This window comes from Aurantibacillus circumpalustris (assembly GCF_029625215.1).
Taxonomy (GTDB): domain Bacteria; phylum Bacteroidota; class Bacteroidia; order B-17B0; family Aurantibacillaceae; genus Aurantibacillus; species Aurantibacillus circumpalustris.
The window spans coordinates 4,188,406-4,212,945 of record NZ_CP121197.1 but is presented as its reverse complement, the minus strand read 5'-3'; the positions used below and the strand labels follow the sequence as shown (position 1 = coordinate 4,212,945).

Genomic DNA, 24,540 nt, shown 5'->3' with positions numbered 1-24,540 from the left:
ACTCTGCGGTTAAGTGCTCAAAGATAGCGCTTCTTTTAACCACAGAGGAAGCAGAGTAAAGGAGTTTCACAAAGGTTGTTTTGTCGCAGCACGTAATTTCGAAAAACGAGTGTGCGATAATTTTTGTATATGCATGTGCGACGGTTAGCAATATGAAAACTAATCTAATTGAAATGCTGGATAAAAAATGAAATAAATAAGTGATAAAATTAGACTGCAAAAACTACTTTTTAATTTTAGCTAAAAATTCAAGACCGCCTTTATTAGATATATTAGGTTGTTATTTTGAAGAAAAAATTAAAGCAAGCTCTATAGGAGTAAGATGTATTAACGGATCAGTTAATCTTAAAGACCACTGCACAAATACTTCTGGTAATAACTGCGTTGGAATTACAACGCAAAACCAGTTTAACGGATTTAAATATGGTGTTTTTATTAATAGTTGGTTATTGAATTCGCCAAGTAAAATAATTCATGCAAAATTTAATCAACAAGCTAGTCCGAATGACGGTTTCGGAAACATTTATATTTCTGGAAATTATGGTAGCCAAATTATAAATTGCGATTTAAAAAGTGTAAAACATATTGGTAGTACAACGCATGTATCGTTTGGTCTATACCTTGACGGTTGTGATGGCTATGTTGTTGAAAACAATACGTTTTACGGGATAAACGCTTCTTTAAGCGGTGGCGTGTTTGTGAACAACAGTGGCCCTGGTGCAAATAGCATTTACAATAACACATTTATGTACCATCAACAATGCATTTGGGCTCAAAATATTAATTACGACAATACCACAACAAATGGTACTGGCCTTGTAATGAATTGTAACGACTTCCAGGCTAACTGCAAATACAACATAGGTGTGCAATCTGCTTATCAAGGGGCAAATTGCCTTGGCTGCCCCATCCCATACCAACCGGGTGGCGTTTCTACTACGCAAGGACTTGCCAATTTGCAAGAAGTAGACAATGTTAGAAACACATACGGTACTGTTAACTGTAGTGACGAAAATAAGTTTTACGTGAGTACCCAGAATAATTTTTCAACCATGCACGGCTCTTTTCAAGGAGCACAGTACCATCCAACACCACCCTGTAGCAATCCTTTAGAAGTAACCGATGTAAGCGGACCGCCCACAATCAACCAAAAATCTGTTTGGTGCACAGTAAGCCAACACCAGAATTTTTCGATGGCAGCGCTTAATGATAATGCCAGTACCAATCGCTATAATATCAGTGTTTTAAAATCTGATTTTGATAACAAACTCGATGGTGGAAATACGATACTTCTTCTTGATATGTTTGACCCGAGCAATAGTGCCACGGCTATTTTTGACACCTTAATCGGCAAAGATTTTTTAAGCGATACGGTACTACTAGCTTTTTTTGGTACAAGTGGTTTAAGTGATACGCAGATTGAAGACCTATTCTCGAAAAACGGACCAGTAAGTCCTGAAGTTTGGGCATACATCCAAACCCTTGGTTTTGGTGCTCCGCTTCAAAGCACCCTAGAAGACCTGCAATTGAACCAAAATAAATTTAGCGACCGAGCAATTATTTTGGGCCAGCTAACGATGGCGCATAACGAATTAGGCTTGTTAGACAATGAGAAAATCCGTCGGTTTTTAGACGACACCACAGGCATTGCTTTCGACAGCATTGCTGCAATTTATGCTCTCAACGAACTCCCTAATAGTGCTTATAAATTGGTAGATGTAGCCATTGCCACAGGAAACTTCACAATTGCTGCAGATTTAATTAGCACTTTAAATACTGATCCTGCTAACGAAGACCTTTGTGATGTATTTGGACATATTCTCAACCTTCAAAGTGATCAGGAATACATAGAAACTATGCGTGCTGATGATGACGTAAGGCTTTATTTAAAAAGTAAAGCTGGTAGTGATAAACCTTTACTGGATACATATATTAAAGGGCTCTTAGCGGGAGTTTATTTTGAGAGAGAATACGAAGTAACTCTTCAGCCCGTTGGATTTGATCCAGAGGAAGAAGAAGAGGAAAGTGAAAGACGTGCCAATTTACAAACTAACGAATTGTCAAGTACAATTTCTTCAATAAATGAAAAAATAATCCGGGTATTCCCGAACCCTGCTTCAGAAAAAATAACGGTTCAAAATGACGATACATTAGAAAATGTTTTTATTGAGATTGTAGATTTAGCAGGTAAAGTGTTTATAAAGCAACGCTGTGATAAAAGCTGCGAAATAAACCTGAGCAGTTTGAATAATGGAGTTTATTTACTAAATTTATATCAACAAGATAAATTACTCGGTGCTAAAAAACTGGTTATTATTAAATAATTGAAACTTTTAAAACATACTTTGGTATTGGTGTTTTGTCTCCTGCAAATTATAGGCAGGGGCCAAAACACTTTTGATAATTATTATAACACTGGTTACCACAACAACAAATCCAGTAACGTAATTACCGAGCCAGACTCAGGTTGTGTATTTGTGAATTATGTGATTGATAGTGTAACCCAACGCTGGGACATGGGGCTATTGCGATTAGACAAAAACGGGAACGAAGTCATCAAGAATTCCTTTAACATGTTTAATGAGAGTTTTTACAGTTATGTTTCAGGGATGAAAAATTTTATTGAAGCAACACCCTCTTCTTATTTTCTATCTGGCGGATATTTTGTTGGAAATCAACAAGGATTTATTATTACAAAATTCAATAAAAACACTTTAGATACAATAAAAACAAAAATTTTTTCTGATAATTATTCTTACGGAATTAATTGTTTTATAAAGTTTAACAATAATAAATATTTTTTCATCGGTAATAAGTGGATTGGCAATAATGGATCCCCTGTTATTTTTCACCTAGATAGTAATCTTAATATTATACAAACCATCACTGTTGCAAGTGGTAATGATTTTACTATTTGGGATGCAGTTTACAATCCTGTTACGAAAAGGATTCTATTATCTGGGGGTACTGCTTCTGGGCAATACCTAAGTACTTTTATGCATCTAGACACACTAGGTAATATTAAACAAATCGCATACGGTCCAAGCTATCTTACAAGAAGTATCTTACAGGTTTATTACCGTGCTCTCGATACTTCATACATTGCCGTAGGTTACTACAAAACCGGCACCTTTTCAAACATTAGTTTAACAAAGTTATGTATTGGTAAACTTGATGTTAACTTACATTTTAAATGGGAAAAAACTTATGGGTCTGCTATGCCCGGTAATGGCTTAATGGATGCTGTATTGTTAGATGATGGCAGTATAGTCGTCTCCGGAGCCTATTCACAATTAACAAGCGCACCTCTTGGCAATGCAAATTTTAACGGTGTTATTTTAAAAGTTAATAAATACGGGCAGTTTCAATGGGCAAGGGAGTACGATCATCTTCCTCCCGGTAATTTAAGTAAAATCGAACAGTTCTACGGCATTGACAAAACCTTAGACAAAGGGTTTATTTTGTGCGGTAATATCATTGCGCCACCTTCTAATAAGTCTCAGGCATGGGCAGTTAAAACAGATAGCATGGGCTGTGTTACACCCGGTTGCGCCAGCACAATTATGCAGGTAGATTCCATTGTTTATCCACCACCACCACCGCCCCCTCCAATTGATACCACAATAATTACTGTTGGCATAAAAGAAATTATTTTTGAGAAAAATAATTTAAGAATTTACCCTAACCCTGTAAGTCAGGTTTTAAAAATTGCTATTGCAAACTTTAACACAGCAGAAAAAAACACATACCACTTAGAGATTATTAATACACTCGGTCAAAGTGTTTTAAAGTCTAAAGCTCTCAGCTTTTTATCTGAGATGGATGTAAGTGCTTTACAAAACGGCATTTACTTTTTGCAAGTGTTTAATCAAAATAAATTGCTAGTAACAGAGAAGTTTGTGAAGGAGTGAGTTATCATGCTATTGTGCAATATAACACCTCGCACAGACTGCTTCGGTTCCGTTGCAATCATACGCATTACTCGCAGTGACGAAGTCGTGTGGCAAATTTGGGCATTTTGAATAATGGTGTTTATTTGCTAAATTTATATCAACAAGATAAATTTCTCGGTGCCAAAAAACTTATTATCATTAAATAATTGAAACCCTTCAAACATAACTTATTATTACTAGTGTTTTGTCTCCTGCAAATTCTTGGCAGGGGACAGAACACTTTTGATAATTATTATAACACCGGTTACCATAATAACAAATCAAGCAATGTGATTACAGAGCCTGACTCTAGTTGCGTGTTTGTCAATTATATTATAGATAGCACCACTCAACGTCTAGACATGGGTTTTTTACGTCTAGACAAAAACGGGAACGAGGTTATTAAGAACTCTTTTAACATGTTTAATGGAAGTTTTTACAGTTTTGTTTCTGGTATGAAAAATTTTATAGAAGCAACCCCTTCGTCCTATTTTCTATCTGGCAGCTACTTTACAGGAAACGACCAAAACTTTATTCTAGCTAAAATTAACAGAACAACGCTCGACACTATAAAAACCTTTATTTACACAAATCCCGGTTTTCATGCCATACTTGGCATTACAAAGCTAAATGACAATGCTTATCTTTTAATAGGCAATACCGGAAATTCTGCTACCGGATGGCCCATCATGTTTCGTGTAGATAGTAATTTGACCATTGTGCAAACAATCAATATAGCAACCTCAAACAATTTTTTTATTAATGATGCGATTTACAACCCAGTAAATAAAAAAATATTACTGGCTGGAGGTACCGGATCCGGACAATACTTAAGTACTTTTATGCATCTAGACACACTTGGCAATATCAAACAAATTGCCTTCGGCCCCAGTTACCAAACTAGAAGTATTTTACAAGTTTATTATCGAGCTCTTGATACATCATATATCGCCGTGGGTTATTATGAAACTGGAACTTATTCAAATATAGGATTAACGAAACTATGTATTGGTAAACTTGACCTTAACTTGCATTTTAAATGGGAAAAAACATATGGCGCAACTAAACCCGGAAATGGGTTAGTTGATGCTATTCTTTTGGACGATGGTAGTATTGTAGTTTCAGGGGCATACTCACCCCAAACAAGTGCGCCGTTATTAACGAATACAAATGGCATAATCATGAAGGTTGATAAAAATGGTAATCTCAAATGGGCAAGAGAATACGACCATACCTCGCAGAGCACTCTCGCAGAAATGTTCTATGGCATAGACAAAACCTTAAATAAGGGTTTTATTTTGTGTGGTAATATCATTGCACCACCTTCTAATAAGTCTCAGGCATGGGCAGTAAAAACAGACAGCATGGGCTGTGTTACACCTGGTTGCGCCAACACACTCATGCAAGTAGATTCAATTGTTTACCCACCACCACCACCGCCGCCACCTATTGACACTACACTAATTACTGTTGGTTTAAAAGAAGCTGTTTTTGAGAAAAATAATTTAAGAATTTACCCTAACCCTGTAAGTCAGGTTTTAAAAATTGCTATTGCAAACTTTAACACAGCAGAAAAAAAGGAGTATCGTTTAGAGATAATTAATACCCTTGGGCAGAGTGTTTTAAAGTCTAAAGCTATAAGTTCTTTATCTGAAATTGATGTCGGTGCTTTACAAAACGGCATTTACTTTTTGCAAGTGTTTAATCAAAATAAATTGCTGGTAACTGAGAAGTTTGTGAAGGAGTAGACTTCTTTTCAAATCTTCGTTTCATTTTATTTCTTAAATTTATCTATAAATACCCTTCTCAGCGCTAAAAAACTGGTTATTATTAAATAATTGAAATCATTAAAACATATTCTCTTATTAGTGTTTTGTCTCCTGCAAATTATAGGCAGGGGACAAAACACTTTTGATAATTATTATACCACCGGTTACCACAACAATAAATCCAGCAACGTAATTACCGAGCCAGACTCAGGCTCTGTGTTTGTAAATTACGTGGTTGATAGTGCAACTTATCGGATTGATATGGGGCTTTTACGATTAGACAAAAACGGAAACGAAGTCGTCAAGAATTCCTTTAACATGTTTAATGAGAGTTATAACAGCACTAATTGGGGGATGAAAAATTTTATTGAAGCCACCCCTTCTTCCTACTTCTTAATGGGTATTTATTTTGTTGGAAACCAACAAGGTTTTATTATTACGAAATTAAACAAAACAACTCTTGATACTATTAAAAACACTATTTACTCAGACACCTACTCTTATGGTATTAATAATTTTATTAAGTTTAATGATAATAAGTATTTTCTGATTGGAAACAGGTGGACAGGCAATACTCAATCATCAGTGATATTTAGGTTGGATAGCAATCTTACAATCCAACAAACCATTATCGTTCCCACACCACCTGATTTTGGCATTTGGAATGCCACTTATAACCCAGTAAATAAAAAAATTTTATTATCTGGTGGCACGGCTTCTGGCCAATATTTAAACACCTTTTACTATATAGATACTTTGGGTCAACTTACTCAGGCTGCTTTTGGACCGAAGTATTATCAGTATAGGCATTTCTTCCAAGTAAATTACAGTCCCTTTGATTCTACATTTGTGGTTATAGGAGATTTAAAAACCGGTGTTTTAAACAATTTTGGGCTCTATAAATTATGCATTGGAAAATACGACCTCAATTTAAATCTTAAATGGGAGAAAACTTATGGGGATGCTATGCCTGCCAATGTTTTAGTGGATGCTGTGGTCTTAGATGATGGAAGTATAACAGCAGCGGGGGCTTATTCGCCACTTACTACATTTCCGCTTTCAAACGCAAATTATAATGGTATTATTTTAAAAGTTAATAAAGTCGGTCAGTTACATTGGGCAAGGGAGTATGATCATACTGTGCCAGGTAATTTGACAGAACAATTCTACGGCATTGACAAAACATTAAACAAAGGGTTTGTTTTGTGTGGCAACATTATTGCACCACCTTCTAATAAGTCTCAAGCTTGGGCAGTAAAAACAGACAGCATGGGCTGTGTTACACCTGGTTGCGCCAACACACTCATGCAGGTAGATTCAATTGTTTACCCGCCACCACCACCGCCGCCACCTATTGATACCACAATAATTACTGTTGGCATAAAAGAAATTATTTTTGAGAAAAGTAATTTAAAAATATACCCTAACCCTGTAAGTCAGGTTTTAAAAATTGCTATTGCAAACTTTAATACAGCAGAAAAAAACACATACCGCTTAGAGATTATTAATACACTCGGTCAAAGTGTTTTAAAATCTAAAGCTCTTAGTTATTTAACTGAGATTGATGTAAGCGATTTACAAAATGGCATTTACTTTTTGCAAGTGTTTAATCAAAATAAATTGCTAGTAACAGAGAAGTTTGTGAAGGAGTAGGTTTGCTAAGCGCATATTTATTCTACTATAAAATCATTTTTACACATTATCTTATTCCATCAACTCAAACGAAATCTTTAGAGTGATCCGACATTTCTTGGACTTGTATTATGTTTTAACACAGAGGCGCAAGAGTAAAGGAGTTACACAGAGATTTCTTCAGACTTCATTTATCCTTCTATTGCCTCGGATAAGGGGGCTTTGGGCTGCAGTCACTTGGAGTAAATTTTTGCTTGGGTGCAAAAATTGTATCGAGAAGGAATAGCAGCATTTTTGTCGTCTCGATACGGCCAGAAAACATCCTATTGTCATAGAAATCGACGCGACTGGATAATGTAAATTCAAGAAAGTATCTTTTGCTGCCATTAGACTATAATTAAATCCTCCACCTTTAGAATCTCTTAAGAATTACTTAGTATCTTTATATAAATTAAATAAAATAGAAAGCCATGAAAAAGTCAATTGTATTGGTGCTTGCATTATTCGTAATAGCGTTTACTACGAAAGCGCAAGATGTAAAAGAAGCAGATGTTCCTGAAAATGTAAAGGCAGCTTTTTCAAAAAAGTTTCCAAAAGCACAAGCAAAATGGGAAAAAGAAGGTCTGAATTATGAAGCTGAATTTGACATGGATAAAGTAGAATCTTCAGTCATATTCGATAAGGATGGAAAATTTATTGAATTAGAACAGGAAATGCAAACCTCAGATTTACCAAAGTCAATTATTGATTATTGTTCAGGCAGGTATTCTACTCACAAAATAGCTGAAGCTTCAAAAATAACACTTGCAAATGGCAGTGTGCGTTTCGAAACAGAACTAAGAAAAGGCAGAGAGCATATTGACCTTTTATTTGATTCTACAGGTAATTTTATAAGTAGGGGAAATGTGGAGGTAGATAATGCCGATAACGACTAATTTTATTTAATCGATTTATAGAAATCCCTGAGAGAAAATTTTCTTTCAGGGATTTTTTATAATTTTTTGAAACTAAAAGAACTTTCCAATGAGATTCAGCTACTAAAAACAGACCAATAATGGATGAGTGTAAATTTTGATTTGTTAAAAAATTAATGTAATTTAAATCAAATTATAAATCATGGGAAAAGATTCAAAAGAAATGCTCAGAACTATATTAGCAAATACGCAGCTAATTATGAAACACCTTAATATTGATGCGGCTCAAAACAAAAAAGAAACAAAAAGGGAAAACTCTTCAGCGCAAAAAGTGAGTGTTAACAGTCTAGCGAAGAGAGCACCTGTTAAGAAAAAAGCGACGCCACGTAAATAATTTCTTTCTTTTAAGAGTCTGTAGTGCTTAATTCTTAGGTTCTACTTCTCTAATCACGTCTGTAGAACGAATGGTTTTTTCTTCACCTGAAGGAATAGTTGACTTGAATGTAAAAACACCTTCTTTACTTACCGAAATTTCTGTTTCACTGTAAGAACTATTTTCTTGTAAAATACTTTCTTCTGACGGGATGGTTTCATCTACTGTCGGTTCAATTAATTTCTCATGATTTTTTGCTCCTATAAAAAAACTTCCGCTAATAATTATTTCTTTTTCACTACTCGCTACATTAACGATCATGCTTGTATCTGCTACGTTTGGTGAAATGCTTACTCGCACTTCATTGTATTTCATGCCATATCTGCTTGCTTTTAAGGTATATGTTTTCTCTTTTTCTAACGTTGCAGAAAAAATACCTGAATTCAGTTCTAAAGAAACATCCGTAGAATCTGTTTCGTTTTTTAAGCTGTAATTCATGTCGTCAAACACGCTTAAATCTCTGAGTAAAAGAGAATCATTTGTTAAGGATAATCTTAAAGGAAGTTCTTCAGAAAAGCTATAAATATCTTCAGCGCCTTTTCCGTTAAATCTATCTGAACTAAAGAACCCGCGCATTTCCTCACCATCAAATACAATTCCGAAATCGTTGGCAATTGAATTAATGGGCGGTTTTAAATTGTGCACATTGCCCCATTTTTCTCCGGTTTTTGTAGATTTAAAAACATCTAACTGCCCCATGCCAGGATGTGCGTTTGAAGAAAAGTACAAATCACCACCAACACTTATAGTGGGAAACATTTCGTTGCCAAAAGTATTTACTTCGTTGCCGGCATTAATTGGCGGACTCCATACACCATCTGATAATTTTGTAGAATAGTAGATATCCGTTTTACCATAACCACCCGGTTTGTCAGACATGTAATAAATAGTTTGTCCGTCTTTTGAAAGACTTGGATGTCCTACAGAATATTTAATGCTATTGAAAGGAAAGGCAGACGTTGGTATTGACCATTTTCCTGCACTGTCTTTAATACTATGAAATACTTGCAGTGTTCCTAGAATCTCGTTGGTGTATGAATCACGTTTTCCTTTTACGGTTTTTGTAAAATAAATTTCGTTACCATCACTCGAAAAACAAGCAGGCCCTTCATGCATAGCTGTGTTAATTTCTTTGAAGTTTAAAGGTTTAACCGTCTTATTCTCTTTTTTATCAATGTCGTTTACATTTACACTGTATAAATCAAGTCTGTGAACATCACCACCACCATCAAAACTAATGAGTGCTTTTTTGCTTCCTTCACGGGATGATGAAAAGAAAAGATTATCAGGCGTGTAAAATGTTGGACTAAATTCAGAAAGTTCTGTATTTATTTTTTCAAGATTTTTTACTTCTTTTCCGATCGTCTCGTCTAACCAACGTTGTGCAGAGTCGCAAGATTGCAGATACACTTTTCCCATAAGATCTTCGGGTTGAAGCTTTACATACTCTTGAAGCTGAACACTTGCCTCAGCATATTTAGCACTGTTTTTTAACGCAAGTCCGTAATTAAGGTAGTTAAGTGGTTCCTTTTTTTTCCTTTTTAATATTTTTTTAAATGTTTCTTCTGCTTTTTCAAATTCACCGCTAATACGATAGCAGTTGGCCATTTTTTCAAGAGCGTAGCTCGATACTCTTCTGTTTTTAGCATGAATGTCCATTTGGTAGTATTTAATGGCCATTTCAAACTGGTTCTGATCAAAGTAGCGATCGCCTTTCTCAGAGTTTTTTTGCGCGTAATTTGTAAAGTTTAAAAACAATGCAAATAATAAGCATAAATATATTTTAGTATTGCGGGGATTCATGATTCAATTTTTTTTAAAAATAATAACGTGGGTGAATTTCTTTTTGCGTTGGAGGCGGAGGTAATTTTATTCCATAAGAAATAACAAGCTCATGAGCACCTTTAGCGTAAGGAGATAATTTAGATACCGTTAAGTCGTAAGAGTATGAAATTCGTAAACTTTCAGTAATATTTACACGGAGCATAGTAACGAACGCATCACCTGCACGGTATTGAATACCGGCACCAACGCGGTCTTTATAATATACCAGGGTGTTGAAATCAAACTGGACGGAAGATGATGGTTGTATCTTCATTAACATAGAAGGTTCTATTGTAATGTCTTTTGTAAGTGTAAATACGTTACCAACTAAAAAGTAAAAGTGTTTGTAGAGATGAGCCTGAGAGGCTTCTGCTCCATTAAAATTAAATGATTTTTTAATTAAGTGGTAGTTAGATAAGCCAGCATAGAATTGTTTTTTTTGATAATAAATTCCGAAGGACGCATCTGGTACCAAAGCTGAAGAAGAAATGGAAGGAATAGCGTTATCTCCACGGCCGCTTAAAATAAGATCCTGGTAATTAATTTTCTTATTATAAATACCTGCTTCAATTCCTGCTGATAATTTTCCGCCGGCAAAATTAAGATGATAGGATAATTGTGCCGCAACATTCAAATTAGAAAGAATAGACATTTTATCGTTCACAATTTTAAGGCCAACACCTATGTGTTTTTTTTGAATGGGAGCATGAATATTAAATGTTTGAGTGGTAGGATGTCCATTTATTCCCATGAATTGGTTTCTGTATTTTAGTGTGGCTACCACCCAGTTTGAACTTCCAGCAAATGCAGGATTGATAAGCATTTTGTCGAACATGTATTGTGAATACATAGGATCTTGTTGTGCGCTACCCACTTGGGTTAACAAAAAGGGGAGCGTTAATAGGATGTATCGTATAAGTAATTTCATTTTATCTTTTTATCAGAATATAATTAGTAACTGGTTTTTCGCCGTTGCCAAAATCAAATACATAGTAGTATTGATCATCCGGCAAATCATGACCACCTTCAGATTTTCCATTCCAGCTGTTGTTGTATGGACTAGCGTTAAATATCTGTTTCCCCCAACGATTAAAGATAATGAGTGAGTTATTAGGATAAGTATCTATTTTGTCAATTTCAAAATAATCGTTTACGCCATCACCGTTAGGACTTATTGCTGTTGGGATTGGAACAATAACGTTTACGGTTACAGAATCTTTTGTAATGCAGCCATGAAGGTCTTTTAAGGTAAGAACATAGTTTGTAGTGTTCATGGGATCTGCAGTGGGATTAAAATTAGACCGATCGCTTAAGAATTCGGGATTATTCCACGAAGCAAAACCATTTCCTGATCCTCTTAATGTAATTTTTTCATGACGTGTAATTGTAACATCTTCACCCGCGTTAGCTGGGTTAGTGTTGTATAAAGCAACTATTGCCGGTGTTGTTGTTTCCATTGGACAAATGCCGTTTTTGACTGTGGCCTTGTACCAGAATGATTTTGTAACGGTAGTGTAAGTTATGTAAGTAGTTGTATCAGAAAGCTGAGTCCAATTGCTACCATTGTCTATTGAAGAAAACCAGTTAAGTAATTTTCCTGAAAAGTCTGATAAATGCAGGGTATCGCCAGCCTCACCATAGCATACGGAATCAGCGTTTAAAATATTTCCGGGAATTGTTTTCGGTTGAATTTTAAAGACAATGGTTGAAGTAGTATCATCCGGGCAACCATCAACCGTTTTAACTACCACTCGGTATAAAGAACTTTCAGTGATTGAGGAATAAGTTAGTGGGGTAGAAGTAGAGTTAATTTTTATCCAGTTGCTGCCATTGGTGACAGAGTATTGCCAGTATAAAATTGGACCTGGTGCTGAAGATAAAGAAATTTGACCGTTGCCTGCATCTTCGCAAAAAGCACCGCCACCTGTTAAAATACCAGCATTTCCAGCTACATAAACTGTAAGTGTTGAAATGGATGAAGTGTCTGCTTGAGCAGTGCCATCTTGAACAATGGCTCTAAAGCTTGTTGTTTTTTTGAGTCTATTATAACTTTGTGTGGATGTAGTGTTTAATAAGTGCGTCCAATTTTGACCATTATTTGTTGACATTTCCCAATGAACAATAGCACCATTAAAGTTGGTCAAAGAAATAAAGCCTGAATTTATTGAATCGCAATACAACGACGCTCCAGTGGTTGTGCCACCAATAGATTGTGCAGAGAATTGTTTTGTTAAAAAAATCGCAGCAATGAGAAGATATGTTTTTTGAAAGTACATTTAAAGCATAATTATTTTTTGAAACCTAAAATGTTTAAACCACATCCTTTTTTATCACCTTCAAAAAACGCCTCTACATAGTATACACCAGTGGCGGAGCAAACGTAATTTAAACTCCCGTAGAATTTTTTAGTACTCTTGAGGTAATTTGAAGCGATTAATTTTTTGTTTCTGTCGAGGAGATTCACAACCATTTTTTTTCCGGCAACTCCTTCGTCACAAACAACAATACGGTAGTTAATACCACGACTTAACACGTAAGAGTATTCGGCTTTGTCATCTGATTTTGAGGTTTCAATTGGAAACGATTTAATAAAAACATAATCGTCAAGTGATGCGGCATGTTTCTTTAATAACTCTTCAGGATCACAAGCGTTACTGGAACTAAATGAGCTAATGACAAATGCGCCGGTTATAACAAAAATGAATTGGGAAATTTTAGAAAGTGATTTCATGTTATTTGGTTTTAATTATTCTTTTAAAATTTTGGACAGGATATAAGAACGAGTTTCGTTTTTCTTTTTTTAGGGTTACATAGTTGAAACGACATGGTAATTTCATGCGCTCCTTTTGAAACCGTTGAAAGGTTAGAGATTGTTAGGTCATAACTGTAGCCAATACTAATTCTCTCTGTTTGAATCCCTAGAATAATAGCGATAGCATCATTATTCGCATAACCTTTCTTGTAAGATTTAAGACCTGGAATACCTCTATACCAAAGGCCAGTAGTAAAAATGTGTTTTGAAAAATAAAAACCGATGTCTATTTGATCATATTTGCCTTCTGCCCTGTAGTTTATTGCAGGGGAAATATATTTTTTATCGCGCCTTTCTTTTTCATCTTTACTTAAGTCAAATTTAGCACCAGCATGAACGCTATATTTAATAGGTAGTTTGTTGAATGGGTTGTTATAAAATGACTCATTAGGAACTGTAAGATGATTAGCAGAAATGCCGGCCCAGTAATTTGAGTTTATATAAATAGCACCTACTGCAAGATCAAAGTATGATTTTTTTTGACCTAAAGATTCAACTGTACTAACATTTCCTCCGCGATAAATTTGATCACCAAATACCAGGTTGTTAACATTGACCTTTTTAAACCCAAATCCGGGTTGAAGGCCGAACCTTATTGCCGAAGTTTTGTTAATTTTTGCTTGATAAGAAATAACTGGATTAATAATAGTTGTTGTCAAATCTCCTGCACCGGCTTCATCCCTTCCAAAAGTGAGACCTATCCCAACATTACTATTTTTAATTCCGTGATCAATTGAAAGCAATTGGGATTTGTAAACGCTTGAAATGCCAGGCCATTGATTTCTATAGATGAGTGTTATTTTAGAACAAGCGTTAGCACCGGCAAATGCAGGGTTAAGGTACATAGGTGCCGAATAGAATTGTGTAAACTGAATATCCTGAGCAACTACAAATTGTAATTGAAATAGAATAAATGATATAGTAATTATTTTTTTCATGATATGATTATCTTAATAGAGATAGATTTCCCGTGTGACTAAATTCTTTTCCGTTATTAAGTTTTACTTCTGCTTTCCAAACGTAAACACCTATCTGACATATTTTCCCTCTGTAGTAGCCATCCCAACCGTATTTTACATCATTTGATTCGAAAATAAGTTCACCCCAACGATTAAATATTTGGAGTCTGTATTCTACAACGCCGGATGTGTATGGAAAAAACACGTCGTTGTTTAAATTACTCACGGTATAATACCCGCCTGAAGAGTGTTCTTCGTTAGGTGTAAATGCATTTGGAAATACAATATCCGCGTTTGTGATTACGTTTTTATAAGTTGTATCAGAACAACCGTATTGTGAAGTAGCAACTAATTGAATTTTATTATCGCCTAATGTTTGCATTAAAAATTGTGGATCGCTAAGTGTTGACTTTCCATCTACTCCAAAATTCCAATTGTAAGACACAGCACCTGTGGACTGATTTGTGCATTTTAAAAGTTCGTAGGGTAGGTTCAAAGAATTGCTATTTACACTAAATGCTGCTTTAGGTTTCGGATAAACTTCAATAATGATTGGAGAAACACTGCTTGTGCTTACGCAACCTCTATCCGTGGTTACTTCAAGATTCACTGTATGAGTACCAGAAGTGGTAAATGTATGTGATGGATTTTGTTCACCAGAAGATGTTCCGTCACCAAAAAGCCAGTTCCAAGAAATTAATGGGTCAGCAGAATTAATAGGTTGTGACTTGTCTGTAAAGTTTACTGTTCCTGGATTACAAATAAATAAGGTATCTGATGTCAAGTCTACAATTGGTAAGGGATTTATTTTTACCAGAATTGTATCGCTAATTGTTGTTCCACATGAATTGGAAACATTCACAATGTAAGAAGTGGCTTGAGCTGGCGTTACAACATGCACACCTGCTATTGGCGGCAAATTATTATTCCACTGATAAGTAAGCGGACCATTGATGCCGTTAACAACAGCTTCTAAAACACTGCTTTTTCCTGGACACACAAGGTCTAGACCCTCAATGTGTAAATTATTAGGTGTTAGGTTGTAAACAACAATAGTACTGTTTGCGTCTTTTCCTGAGCAACCATTCTGGTCAAAAGCGAGTACAGTGTAAATAACACTTGTTGCTGCGGTAAATGTAAGTGTTCCTGAGTTGGTTATTGCACCTGGCAGCCAGGTGTAGTGATAGTTACCCGAACCACCATTCGCAGATGCTTGCAACACTCCAGTTTTTCCAAAACAGATAGTATCTTTTTTTGTTACCGAGGTTGAAACTTGTGAAGGTTGTTTTATTGTTACTGTTGAATTGTTTGTACAATCATTGGCGTCTTTAATAAACACGGTATAATTTCCACTCACAACACTTGACAAAATATTTCCGTTTTGTATAGGTGTGCTATTCCAAGAGTAGGCATACGGTGCTTTACCACCGCTAGCTGTAACACTGGCGCTTCCTGTTCCACTGTGACATGGGGCGTCTGAAATTCCAGTAATCGAAAGCGATAAAACAGTTGGTTGTGCTACAAATGCTGATATAGAAAGAGAACAGTTGTTTGCGTCTTTTAAATTCAAAGTATATTCACCGGACGTTAAATTCCCAATTGAATTACCAGTTTGTGTAGGCGTCCATGAAAACGAATAGTTAGGAGTTCCACCACTAGCGACAACTGAAATGGAGCCATTCGTTCCACCAAAACAGGAAACATTTTTTATGTCGGTTATGGAAGCGTTTAAAATGTTTGGTTCAGTAATGTCAATGATTTTGACAGCTTTGCAACCTAAGCCATCCGTAACATGCGCGGAATAAGTTCCTGCTAATAAAGACGTTCCTACTGTGTTACTGCCACCAAATGGTAGCCAGCTAATAGCGAAAGGCGGAGTTCCTTGATTAATGGTTAATGTAGCAGATCCGTTATTGCCACCGAAACAAGAAACATTTTTAGAAGATGGAATCAATAGTGATGGACCTGGAATATTTATAAGCGAAGCAGTAAATAGCGCGGTGCAATTTGCTCTATCTATTACTTGAAGCGTATATCCTCCCGGACTAAGTGCATTAATATTCGAGGTGCTAAATGAACCTGGTTGCCAGGAGTAAGTGTAAGGCGCTGTTCCTCCAGATATTTGAGGAGATAGTGAACCGTTAGGTAAATCGCAAGAAGAATTTGTTGCCATAATACTTCCCGTGATGTTAGCGGGTTGATTAATAAATAAAGTACGACTTGTTTGACATTGATTTAAATCTGTAACGGTAACTGTATATGTCCCAAAACTTAAACCATTTTCCGATTGACTAGTGGTATTACCTGGACTCCATTGGTAGGAATAGCCGGGTGTACCTCCAACAGGAAAAACAGTAGCTGAGCCATTAGCACCTCCATAGCAGCTAACGGCAGTTGCGCTTGAATTTGAGGACAATGGTAAAATCGGTTCTTGAAGATTGACAGTTGTAAATGTGTTGCAACCGTTAGCGTCATAAATTGAAACCGAATATGAACCAGCGATGAGTGATGCAGCGGATGCAGCGTTGCCTCCGTTCGGAAACCAATTGTAGGAATAAGAAGTTGTACCACCGCTTACGTTAACACTCACACTGCCATTGTTTCCTGAGTAACAACTAATAGTATGCGTAGATAAAATTGAAACATCTAAAGCAGCTGTTGGCTGTGCGATAGAAAACGTTACAGTTTGTTGGCAATTATTTAGATCGTAAACATTGATGGTGTATGTTCCTGCGTTTAAACCAGAAAGAGCAGAATTAGCAGATGTTCCTGATGGCCAAAAGTAAGTGTATCCTGGAGTTCCACCACCGGTCATGAGTGACGCCGTTCCGTTACTATTGCCAAAACAACTTACAGAAGAGGTGGTGATATTTGTTGAAATTTGTGTTGGTTCGTTAATTAAAGAACTTGTTGATGTTACACTGCAACCATTAGCTGATACTACGGCAACTGAATAATTACCAGTTGAAAGTCCGTTTGCATTCGGATTCATTCCTCCGCTTGGGAGCCACGAATAGGTATAAGGACCTGTACCACCAGAAACTAAACTCATTGCAGCTCCATCAGAACCAGAATAACAACTTACATTGGTGACTGTAGAAATTGTTACAAGAGGTGCCGGATTATCAATAACAGTTTCACTTGAAATTGCTGTACACGTATTACTATCAATCACTGTTAACGTGTACATGCCGGCTAATAAGTTAGTAGCACTATTGGCTGTTCCGCCACTTGGTGCCCATAAATAGGAATAAGATCCTGTTCCTCCATTTACATTAGCAGAAAGTTGTCCGTTTGCAAAACTGCAATTAGAGTTTATTTCATTAAACGTAATTTGAATGGGAGTTGGTTCGTTCACTGCTATTAGTGAACTGGTAGAGCAACCATTAATATCTGTTGCATTAACCGTATAAGAACCAGCAAATAAATTGGAAATAGCAGAGCCGTTTATATTTCCCGGTGCCCAAGTATAGTTATACGGGAAGGTTCCACCAAATCCTGTAACGGAAGCTGAGCCATTGTTTCCGCCGAAACATGAAACAGGCAGGGCAGACATTGAAACACTTATGGCAGCTGTTGGTTGTGTTATTGCAAAACTCTTTGTTTGAACACAATTATTAAAATCGCTTACCTGCATGGTGTAATTTCCAAAGCTTAGTCCAGTAACATTCGTTGCAGTTGAAGCACTTGCTTGCCAAGAATATGTGTAACCAGGAGTTCCTCCAAAAACAGTAGCAGATGCTCCACCATTGCTTCCGCCATAGCAACTAACTGCAAGTGTATTTAATGAAATAAAAATTTGTGAAGGCTGTGTGATGATAGGACTCGAAGCCATTACTGTACATCCGTTTGCAGATGTTACTTCAACTGAATAGGTCCCAAAGGTTAAATTACTTGCAGTTGAAGCGCTTCCACCAATTGGAATCCATGAGTAGGTGAATGGTCCAACACCTCCTGTGAGGGAAGTTGTAGCTGCTCCATCAGAACCGTTATAGCAAGAAACATTTGTTACAGATGAAACGGTAACAAGAGGCTCGGGATTATTAACAAGAGTTTGACTTGTGCTTGCAGTACAATTGTTTGAGTCTGTAACAGTGATTGTATAATTTCCTGACGCTAAGTTGTTAGCAATTGCAGATGTTCCACCTGTTGGAGACCACTGATACGTGTAAGAACCTGTTCCTCCTGTAGCAACAACGGATACTTGTCCATTTGCTAAGCTACAATTCGAATTTACGGCCCCTGTAACGAGGGCTACAGCTGTTGGTTCTATAATAGTAATAGTTGTTGCAGCCACACACGATTTTAAATCGGAGGCAGTGATTGTATAATTTCCTGCGCTGAGATTAGAAATTGTTTGTCCGCCAAAATTACCTGGTAAAATAATGTAATTGTAAGGAGCGGTGCCGCCTGTAGAAGTGGATGTAAGAGATCCATTAGCACCACCAAAACAAGATACGGAAGATGACACGGCACTTACGTTTAATGCCGCAGTTGGTTGTGATATTGTAAAAGTAGCAGTTTGTAAACAGTTGTTAGCGTCGGTTATTTCTAAAGTGTACGAATTAGCAGATACACCTGAAAGTATTGTATTTGTTGAGCTTCCCGGTAACCAATTATAGGAGTATGCTGGAGTTCCACCAGAAACACTTGCAGAAGCCCCCCCACTACTTCCTCCAAAACAACTAACGTTTGAAGGAAACACACTAACAACAACCGGAGGAGGCTCTGCAACCATTGAACTTGTAGCCAGACCAATGCAACCTACATTGTCTGTAATTTGAATAACGTAAACACCTGAACTTAGATTAGAAGCTGTCAAACCAGTTCCACCATTTGGACTCCAGGAGTATGTACAAGCTCCTGTTCCACCTGTGTAGCTTGCTGTAAGAGCACCGTTTGATCCGCCGTTGCAGGTAACATTTGTATAAGAATCAATACTTGCAACAGGCGCGTTAACGTTGTTAATGTTTACAATTTTGGTTGATACACAACCTAAACCATCTGTCACCTGAACGGAATAACTTCCGGCAAATAAATTTGTGCTTACAGAATTTGTTCCACCACTTGGTAACCAGTTATAGGTAAAAGGAGGATTGCCACCGCTGGTAACAGAAATAGAAGCTACGCCGTTTTGAGTTGAGCAAGATGCATCTGTGTAACTAGTAGAGGTAGAAATATCGATCGGTTGATTAATAGAAATCGTTGTTGTGTTGTTGCAACTGTTCGCATCCTGAGTGATAATAGAATAAGTACCTGGTAATAAACTTGCAAAATTTGCGCCAACAATATTTCCGGGCATTAAGTTATGGGTGTAGGGTGCAACACCACCATTCATGGAAATTGAGATAGCACCATTCGAACCATTTGCACAAACAACGTTTGATACGGATGGAATTAAAACTAATGGTGCGGGTTCTGAAATGTTAACCGTGTTTTGTGTTGTACAACCATTATTGTCGGAAATAGAAACGCTATAAACTCCAAGGGATAAGCCACCAATCATATTTCCAACAACTGAACCTGTTGTCCACGTGTAGCTATAATTTGGTGTTCCACCTGAACCAAGAGCAGTCGCTGTTCCGTCGTTTCCACCGTTACAACTTACATCTACAACATTTGTGAAACTTATTGCAACAGCAGCAGGTTCTGTAATGGTAATAGTTGCGTTAGAAGTGCAACCTAATACATCAGTAGCAATCACACTGTAAGTTCCGCTTGCTAAATTTGCAATGCTAGCAGAAGCAATTGCACCTGGCTGCCAAAGGTAGGTGTATCCTGGAGTTCCGCCAGAAGCTAATGCATTTGCAGCTCCGTTATTTAAATAATTACAGGTTTCATTTGTTACACTTGTTGAAATAACAACTGGAGAAGGTTGAGATAAACTTACAGTTTTGCTTGCAACACAATTTTGACTATCGATTACAGTTAAAGTGTAGGTGCCAATAGGAAGTCCGTTAATGGTTTGGGTTGTAATGCTACCGTAACTCCAGTTATAAGTATAAGGAGCTACTCCTCCGCTTACAATTGAATTAATTTTACCATTTGAACCGTTAAAGCAACTTACCTGAGTACTTGTGAAAGCAATAGCGATGCTTGGTGATTGTGAAACAGAATAATTTGCGTAACCCAAACAACCGTTAGCGTCAGAAAGGTTCACTGAATAATTTCCCGCTGCCAAATTTGTTATAACAGAAGTTGTTTGGCCAATTGGTAACCAGAAGTAAGTATAAGGCGATGTTCCTCCTGTCAGAGATAAAGTTATAACACCATTGTTTCCGGAATAACATGATACAGTATTTACACTACCAGTTACTGTAATAGATGCAGGCTGTGTAATGTTGACGGTTGTTTGTACTATACAAGATTTAGTGTCGGATACAGACACTGAATAAACACCTTGACTTACATTTGTTAGTTGTGATGAGATAATATTTCCTGGATTCCAGGTGTAAGTGTAGTTAGCTGTGCCGCCTGTTCCAAGAGCTATTGCAGAACCATTGTTGCCGCCGAAGCAATTTACGTGAGTAACAGAGGTGATAGATGCGTTTAACGTTGCAGGTTGGTTAATTGTAACTACTGTATTTACTGTACAGCCTTTTAAATCTGTTACAGTTACTGAGTAATTTCCGCTTGCCAAATTTGAAAGGGTTTTACTTGAAATAGAACCAGGCAACCAAAGGTAAGTATAGCTACCGTTTCCACCCGAAGCTTGCGCAGAAGTTAATCCATTATTTAAATAATCGCATGTTTCGTTTGTTGCACTTGCTGCTACTAATAACACAGATGGTTGAGAGATACTTACAGTTTTGCTGACTGCGCAATTAAATAAATCTTTTATCTGTAAAGTATAAGTCCCAGCATTTAAGTTCTGAATATTTTGTGTTGTTATGGTACCCGGAGTCCAATTGAAACTATAAGGACTGTTGCCTCCACTAACACTCGAATTAATACGTGCGTCACTACCTCCAAAGCAGCTAACCGCTGTTTGGGTAAATGCTATGGTAATAGAACTAGATTGTGTAACAGAATGAACTGTGCTCACTGTGCAACCTTTAACATCAGTTACTAAGGAAGTATAAGTTCGGGCACTTAAAGCGGAAACAGAAGCTGTTATTTGACCAGAGGGTAACCAAAAATAAGAATAAGGTGAGGTGCCGCCACTTGCCGTTAAAGCTGCAGTGCCATCGTTGCCCCCAAAACAAGAGACACTACTAATGGCAGCACTAATAAGAAGAGCCGAAGGCTCAGTAATGATTGCAACCGCTGTTGCAGAACAAGATTTATTATCTAAAACAGAAAGGGTGTAGTTACCGGCAATAAGATTTGAAAGTGATGAAGTGCTTGCTCCGCCTGGTGACCAAGAATAGGTATAGCCAGATGTACCTCCTGAAATGTTTGCAATAATACTTCCATTATTTCCGCCAAAGCAACTTACATTACTAATATTTATAAAATTAATTGCTAAAGTAGAAGGTTCAGTAATTGTAACAATGGTTGAATTCGTACAACCTTTTAAATCTGAAATGTAAAGTGAATAATTTCCGCTAGCTAAATTACTAATTGAATTTGTACTAAGTGAACCCGGTTGCCAAGTATAAGAATATCCCGCTGTACCGCCTGATACTGTTGCGTTTGCTGAACCGTTATTAAGATAATTACACGTTTCATTTGTTACACTTACCGCTAGAGCAAGTGCCACGGGTTGCGTTATAACAGCACTTTTAGTACTAGTGCAATTAAAAAAATCTTTTACAATTAAACTGTAAGTGCCAGCCTGAAGATTTGTTAAACTTGTGGTGCTTGCACCAACTGGTATCCAGCTATAGGTATACGGACTTGTTCCTCCACCAATAACACTACTAATTTTGCCATCTGATCCACCGAAACAGCTTACCTGCGTTTGAGTAAAAGCAATTGTGAGCGAAGACGGCTGGGTGATTGAAAATGTTGTACTTAAAGAACAACTTTTACTGTCTGTTATCTTAAGAGAATAAGTCCCCACAGCTAAACTTGAAATGGATGATGCAGTTTGATTTCCTGGTGACCATGAATAAGTGTAAGGTATTACACCACCAATTGCTGTAACAGAAAGAGAACCGTTAGAACCTCCAAAACAAGATACGTTTGTAACACTTGAGCTTATTGAAATTGGCAAGGGTTGCGAAATGGCTACTGTTTTTTGAAGTTGACAACCAATCGCATCTGTTATGGTTACGGAGTAGTTTCCTAAGGCAAGATTGTTAGCCGTTGCAATACTTTGGGTAGGAATTGTATTCCAAATAAAGGTATGTGGACTGGCTCCGCCAACAACTGACGCTAAAGCAGATCCATTATTTCCGCCATAACAACTTACATTAGTTGGGGAGATGGTAGTAGTTCCTGTGAAGCTAGAATAAGTTAGTACAACAGTGTCTGTAGCTGGGGGACAAGCACCACTACCTGTTGTTGTTAAATATAAAGTTGTTGATCCTGCAGTTAATTCTGTTGCTGTAGGTGTGTAGAATAAGTTTGATGTACTTGCATTATTAGGGCTAAAGGTCCCGGTTCCGCCAGACCAAAGTCCACCGGTTGCACCTGTTACAGTTGCGTTTAACGAAGTGATTGGATTGGTAACACAAACTGTTTTATCAGGCCCAGCGTTTACAGCAACAGGTACAGAGTAGGAAGTTACTACTGCAGAACTGTAAGCTGGTGGACATCCTGATCCGTCAGTTAATTTAATATTATAAGTCCCGGCTCCAACACTAATTGTTTGTGTTGGATTCACGTTGTTCCATAAAAAATTGTAAGGAGGTGTTCCACCTGATCCAATAGCAATAAGTGTTGTGGAAGTTTGTCCGTTACATAGTGCAGGATTACCAGGAGCAACTGAAACGCTTAATGGTGGATTAAAATGAACTCTAAATGTGTCGCAAGTGTTATTTCCAAGACAGTTGGTAGCAATACCGCATACAACATAATCGACATAAGGTGGTGGAGATCCAATAGCTGTGATAGTTGGATTTAAGCAGTTTGATGTACATGACATAAAGTTATTGTAGGCACCTATTGCGCCGGGGTAAATTGATTTCCAAGTTGATGAAGCTGCTGTAATTCCGGTGGCGTTTATTTTTACAGAACAACCATTGTTAAGCGTCATGTTTGCAATAGCCAGAGTGGGAGGGGGTTCAGGGCAGTTTAGTACATTGAATTGAAAGTCGCGCAATGTTTGCGAAATATACACGCCGTTTCTATATTCTTTAACTCTAACACCAACAACAAACTGCCCAATGGTGTTTGGTGTCCCCGTTAAAACTCCTGTTATAGGATTCAGATTAAACGGTGTAGCTCCTAATGGATTATTTGTTGTGTAGCCAGACAGATAAATAACTTCTGGAAAAATGGCCACATTGTTTGAGTAAGTTGGGGTTGTATTGTCTTCATAAGGGGTGTATAACGAGTAAACAAGTGAATCACCGTCAGCATCCGTAGCAGAATGATTAAAGGTAAACGGTTCATTGGCACAGATAAAAAGTGGCGGGAATGCAGTAAAAACAGCATTACTGTTGGAGTTACTGCTTACAGTATTATTTGGTATGTAGGCATAAAAACTTTCACCAATACAATTACATGCACCATTAATGTTTGTGAGGGAAAGATTTCTTGCTGAAACCTGATAATAAAGGTGGTAGCCACCGGTATTTGGTGGCAAAGTAATAGTTTGAGTGTAAACCCCCTCTTGAACACAAGGTATAGGATTGGGCGCTACCGCACATGGCAGTAAATTAGCAGATAGTGTAGTAACATTTCCTAAACTTATGGTAAGGTCTTTACTGGGCGAAAAGTTCGCACCATTATTCCCTTTTATTTTAATAGTAACATTTGAAGGGAAAGCTGCCGCTGAAGATCCACAATCTCTATAGAGTTTAAGTTTTATGGTATATTTATTGTTGCCGATGTACGTGTAATTTAATACGCCGCCAACAATATGTGTTGCTAATGAGAAGCCTGGTATAATTAAAAATACCATCCAAATTACTATCCTTTTTATCATGTGTTTAGTTCATTTTCAGTGTTAACCTTCTTTGATTTCGACTTTCAAAATTTCTTATTCCATGAGTAAAAAGACGATGCTTACGTTTAAAACAATAATAAAAATTGCGAATGCTATACGGAGTAGCACTTCTCTCGGTTCCATTTCGGATCTTAAATTAATATTCATGAAGACAAAATTAGGTCTGGAGACCCCGAAAATTCATAAGGCAATAATTTAAAAAACGAAT

The 24,540-nt window shown here is 37.1% G+C and carries 12 protein-coding genes; 6 read left to right on the top strand and 6 right to left on the bottom strand.

Features of this window, described 5'->3' with window-relative positions:
• The first annotated feature begins 200 nt into the window (after window positions 1-200).
• The 6 genes from P2086_RS17420 to P2086_RS17395 all read left to right on the top strand — a co-directional run bounded on the left by P2086_RS17420 (window position 201) and on the right by P2086_RS17395 (window position 8,641).
• Window positions 201-2,324 carry a T9SS type A sorting domain-containing protein gene (locus P2086_RS17420; RefSeq protein WP_317898041.1) on the top strand — a complete coding sequence of 708 codons (2,124 nt, stop codon included), beginning with the start codon at window positions 201-203 and terminating at the stop codon, window positions 2,322-2,324.
• Window positions 2,325-3,911, top strand: a complete 1,587-nt coding sequence (locus tag P2086_RS17415; protein WP_317898040.1) for a T9SS type A sorting domain-containing protein — start codon at window positions 2,325-2,327, stop codon at window positions 3,909-3,911.
• 188 nt (window positions 3,912-4,099) lie between these two features.
• On the top strand, window positions 4,100-5,680 hold the full coding sequence (locus P2086_RS17410; RefSeq protein ID WP_317898039.1) for a T9SS type A sorting domain-containing protein: 1,581 nt from the start codon (window positions 4,100-4,102) through the stop codon (window positions 5,678-5,680).
• A 90-nt stretch (window positions 5,681-5,770) separates the two neighbouring features.
• A complete protein-coding gene (locus P2086_RS17405) occupies window positions 5,771-7,354 on the top strand; it encodes a T9SS type A sorting domain-containing protein (RefSeq protein ID WP_317898038.1) in 1,584 nt (527 codons plus the stop codon).
• A 449-nt stretch (window positions 7,355-7,803) separates the two neighbouring features.
• Complete coding sequence (locus P2086_RS17400; RefSeq protein ID WP_317898037.1) at window positions 7,804-8,268, top strand: PepSY-like domain-containing protein; 465 nt, start codon at window positions 7,804-7,806, stop codon at window positions 8,266-8,268.
• 181 nt (window positions 8,269-8,449) lie between these two features.
• A complete protein-coding gene (locus P2086_RS17395) occupies window positions 8,450-8,641 on the top strand; it encodes a hypothetical protein (protein WP_317898036.1) in 192 nt (63 codons plus the stop codon).
• A 27-nt stretch (window positions 8,642-8,668) separates the two neighbouring features.
• Here P2086_RS17395 and P2086_RS17390 read toward each other — a convergent pair whose 3' ends face one another.
• From P2086_RS17390 to P2086_RS17365, 6 genes are read right to left on the bottom strand one after another with little or no spacing between them, the layout of a single operon-like run.
• Window positions 8,669-10,483, bottom strand: coding sequence for a hypothetical protein (locus tag P2086_RS17390; protein ID WP_317898035.1), 1,815 nt, complete (start codon window positions 10,481-10,483; stop codon window positions 8,669-8,671).
• 13 nt (window positions 10,484-10,496) lie between these two features.
• Entirely contained in the window at window positions 10,497-11,432 is a 936-nt protein-coding gene (locus P2086_RS17385) for a PorP/SprF family type IX secretion system membrane protein (protein WP_317898034.1), read from the bottom strand.
• A 1-nt stretch (window position 11,433) separates the two neighbouring features.
• Window positions 11,434-12,780 carry a T9SS type B sorting domain-containing protein gene (locus P2086_RS17380; RefSeq protein ID WP_317898033.1) on the bottom strand — a complete coding sequence of 449 codons (1,347 nt, stop codon included), beginning with the start codon at window positions 12,778-12,780 and terminating at the stop codon, window positions 11,434-11,436.
• Between the two features lie 11 nt (window positions 12,781-12,791).
• Window positions 12,792-13,235, bottom strand: coding sequence for a hypothetical protein (locus tag P2086_RS17375; RefSeq protein ID WP_317898032.1), 444 nt, complete (start codon window positions 13,233-13,235; stop codon window positions 12,792-12,794).
• A gap of 23 nt (window positions 13,236-13,258) precedes the next feature.
• Window positions 13,259-14,254: a PorP/SprF family type IX secretion system membrane protein gene (locus P2086_RS17370; RefSeq protein WP_317898031.1), complete on the bottom strand. Its 996-nt coding sequence runs from the start codon at window positions 14,252-14,254 to the stop codon at window positions 13,259-13,261.
• A 7-nt stretch (window positions 14,255-14,261) separates the two neighbouring features.
• A complete protein-coding gene (locus P2086_RS17365) occupies window positions 14,262-24,311 on the bottom strand; it encodes a PKD domain-containing protein (RefSeq protein ID WP_317898030.1) in 10,050 nt (3,349 codons plus the stop codon).
• Between the last annotated feature and the right edge of the window lie 229 nt (window positions 24,312-24,540).

Bases quoted from the DNA above. Each gene is read 5' to 3' on its own strand.
- P2086_RS17400 (WP_317898037.1), top strand. From the start codon at position 7,804: ATGAAAAAGTCAATTGTATTGGTGCTTGCATTATTCGTAATAGCGTTT.
- P2086_RS17395 (WP_317898036.1), top strand. From the start codon at position 8,450: ATGGGAAAAGATTCAAAAGAAATGCTCAGAACTATATTAGCAAATACG.
- P2086_RS17390 (WP_317898035.1), bottom strand. From the start codon at position 10,483: ATGAATCCCCGCAATACTAAAATATATTTATGCTTATTATTTGCATTG.
- P2086_RS17385 (WP_317898034.1), bottom strand. From the start codon at position 11,432: ATGAAATTACTTATACGATACATCCTATTAACGCTCCCCTTTTTGTTA.
- P2086_RS17380 (WP_317898033.1), bottom strand. From the start codon at position 12,780: ATGTACTTTCAAAAAACATATCTTCTCATTGCTGCGATTTTTTTAACA.
- P2086_RS17375 (WP_317898032.1), bottom strand. From the start codon at position 13,235: ATGAAATCACTTTCTAAAATTTCCCAATTCATTTTTGTTATAACCGGC.
- P2086_RS17370 (WP_317898031.1), bottom strand. From the start codon at position 14,254: ATGAAAAAAATAATTACTATATCATTTATTCTATTTCAATTACAATTT.
- P2086_RS17365 (WP_317898030.1), bottom strand. From the start codon at position 24,311: ATGATAAAAAGGATAGTAATTTGGATGGTATTTTTAATTATACCAGGC.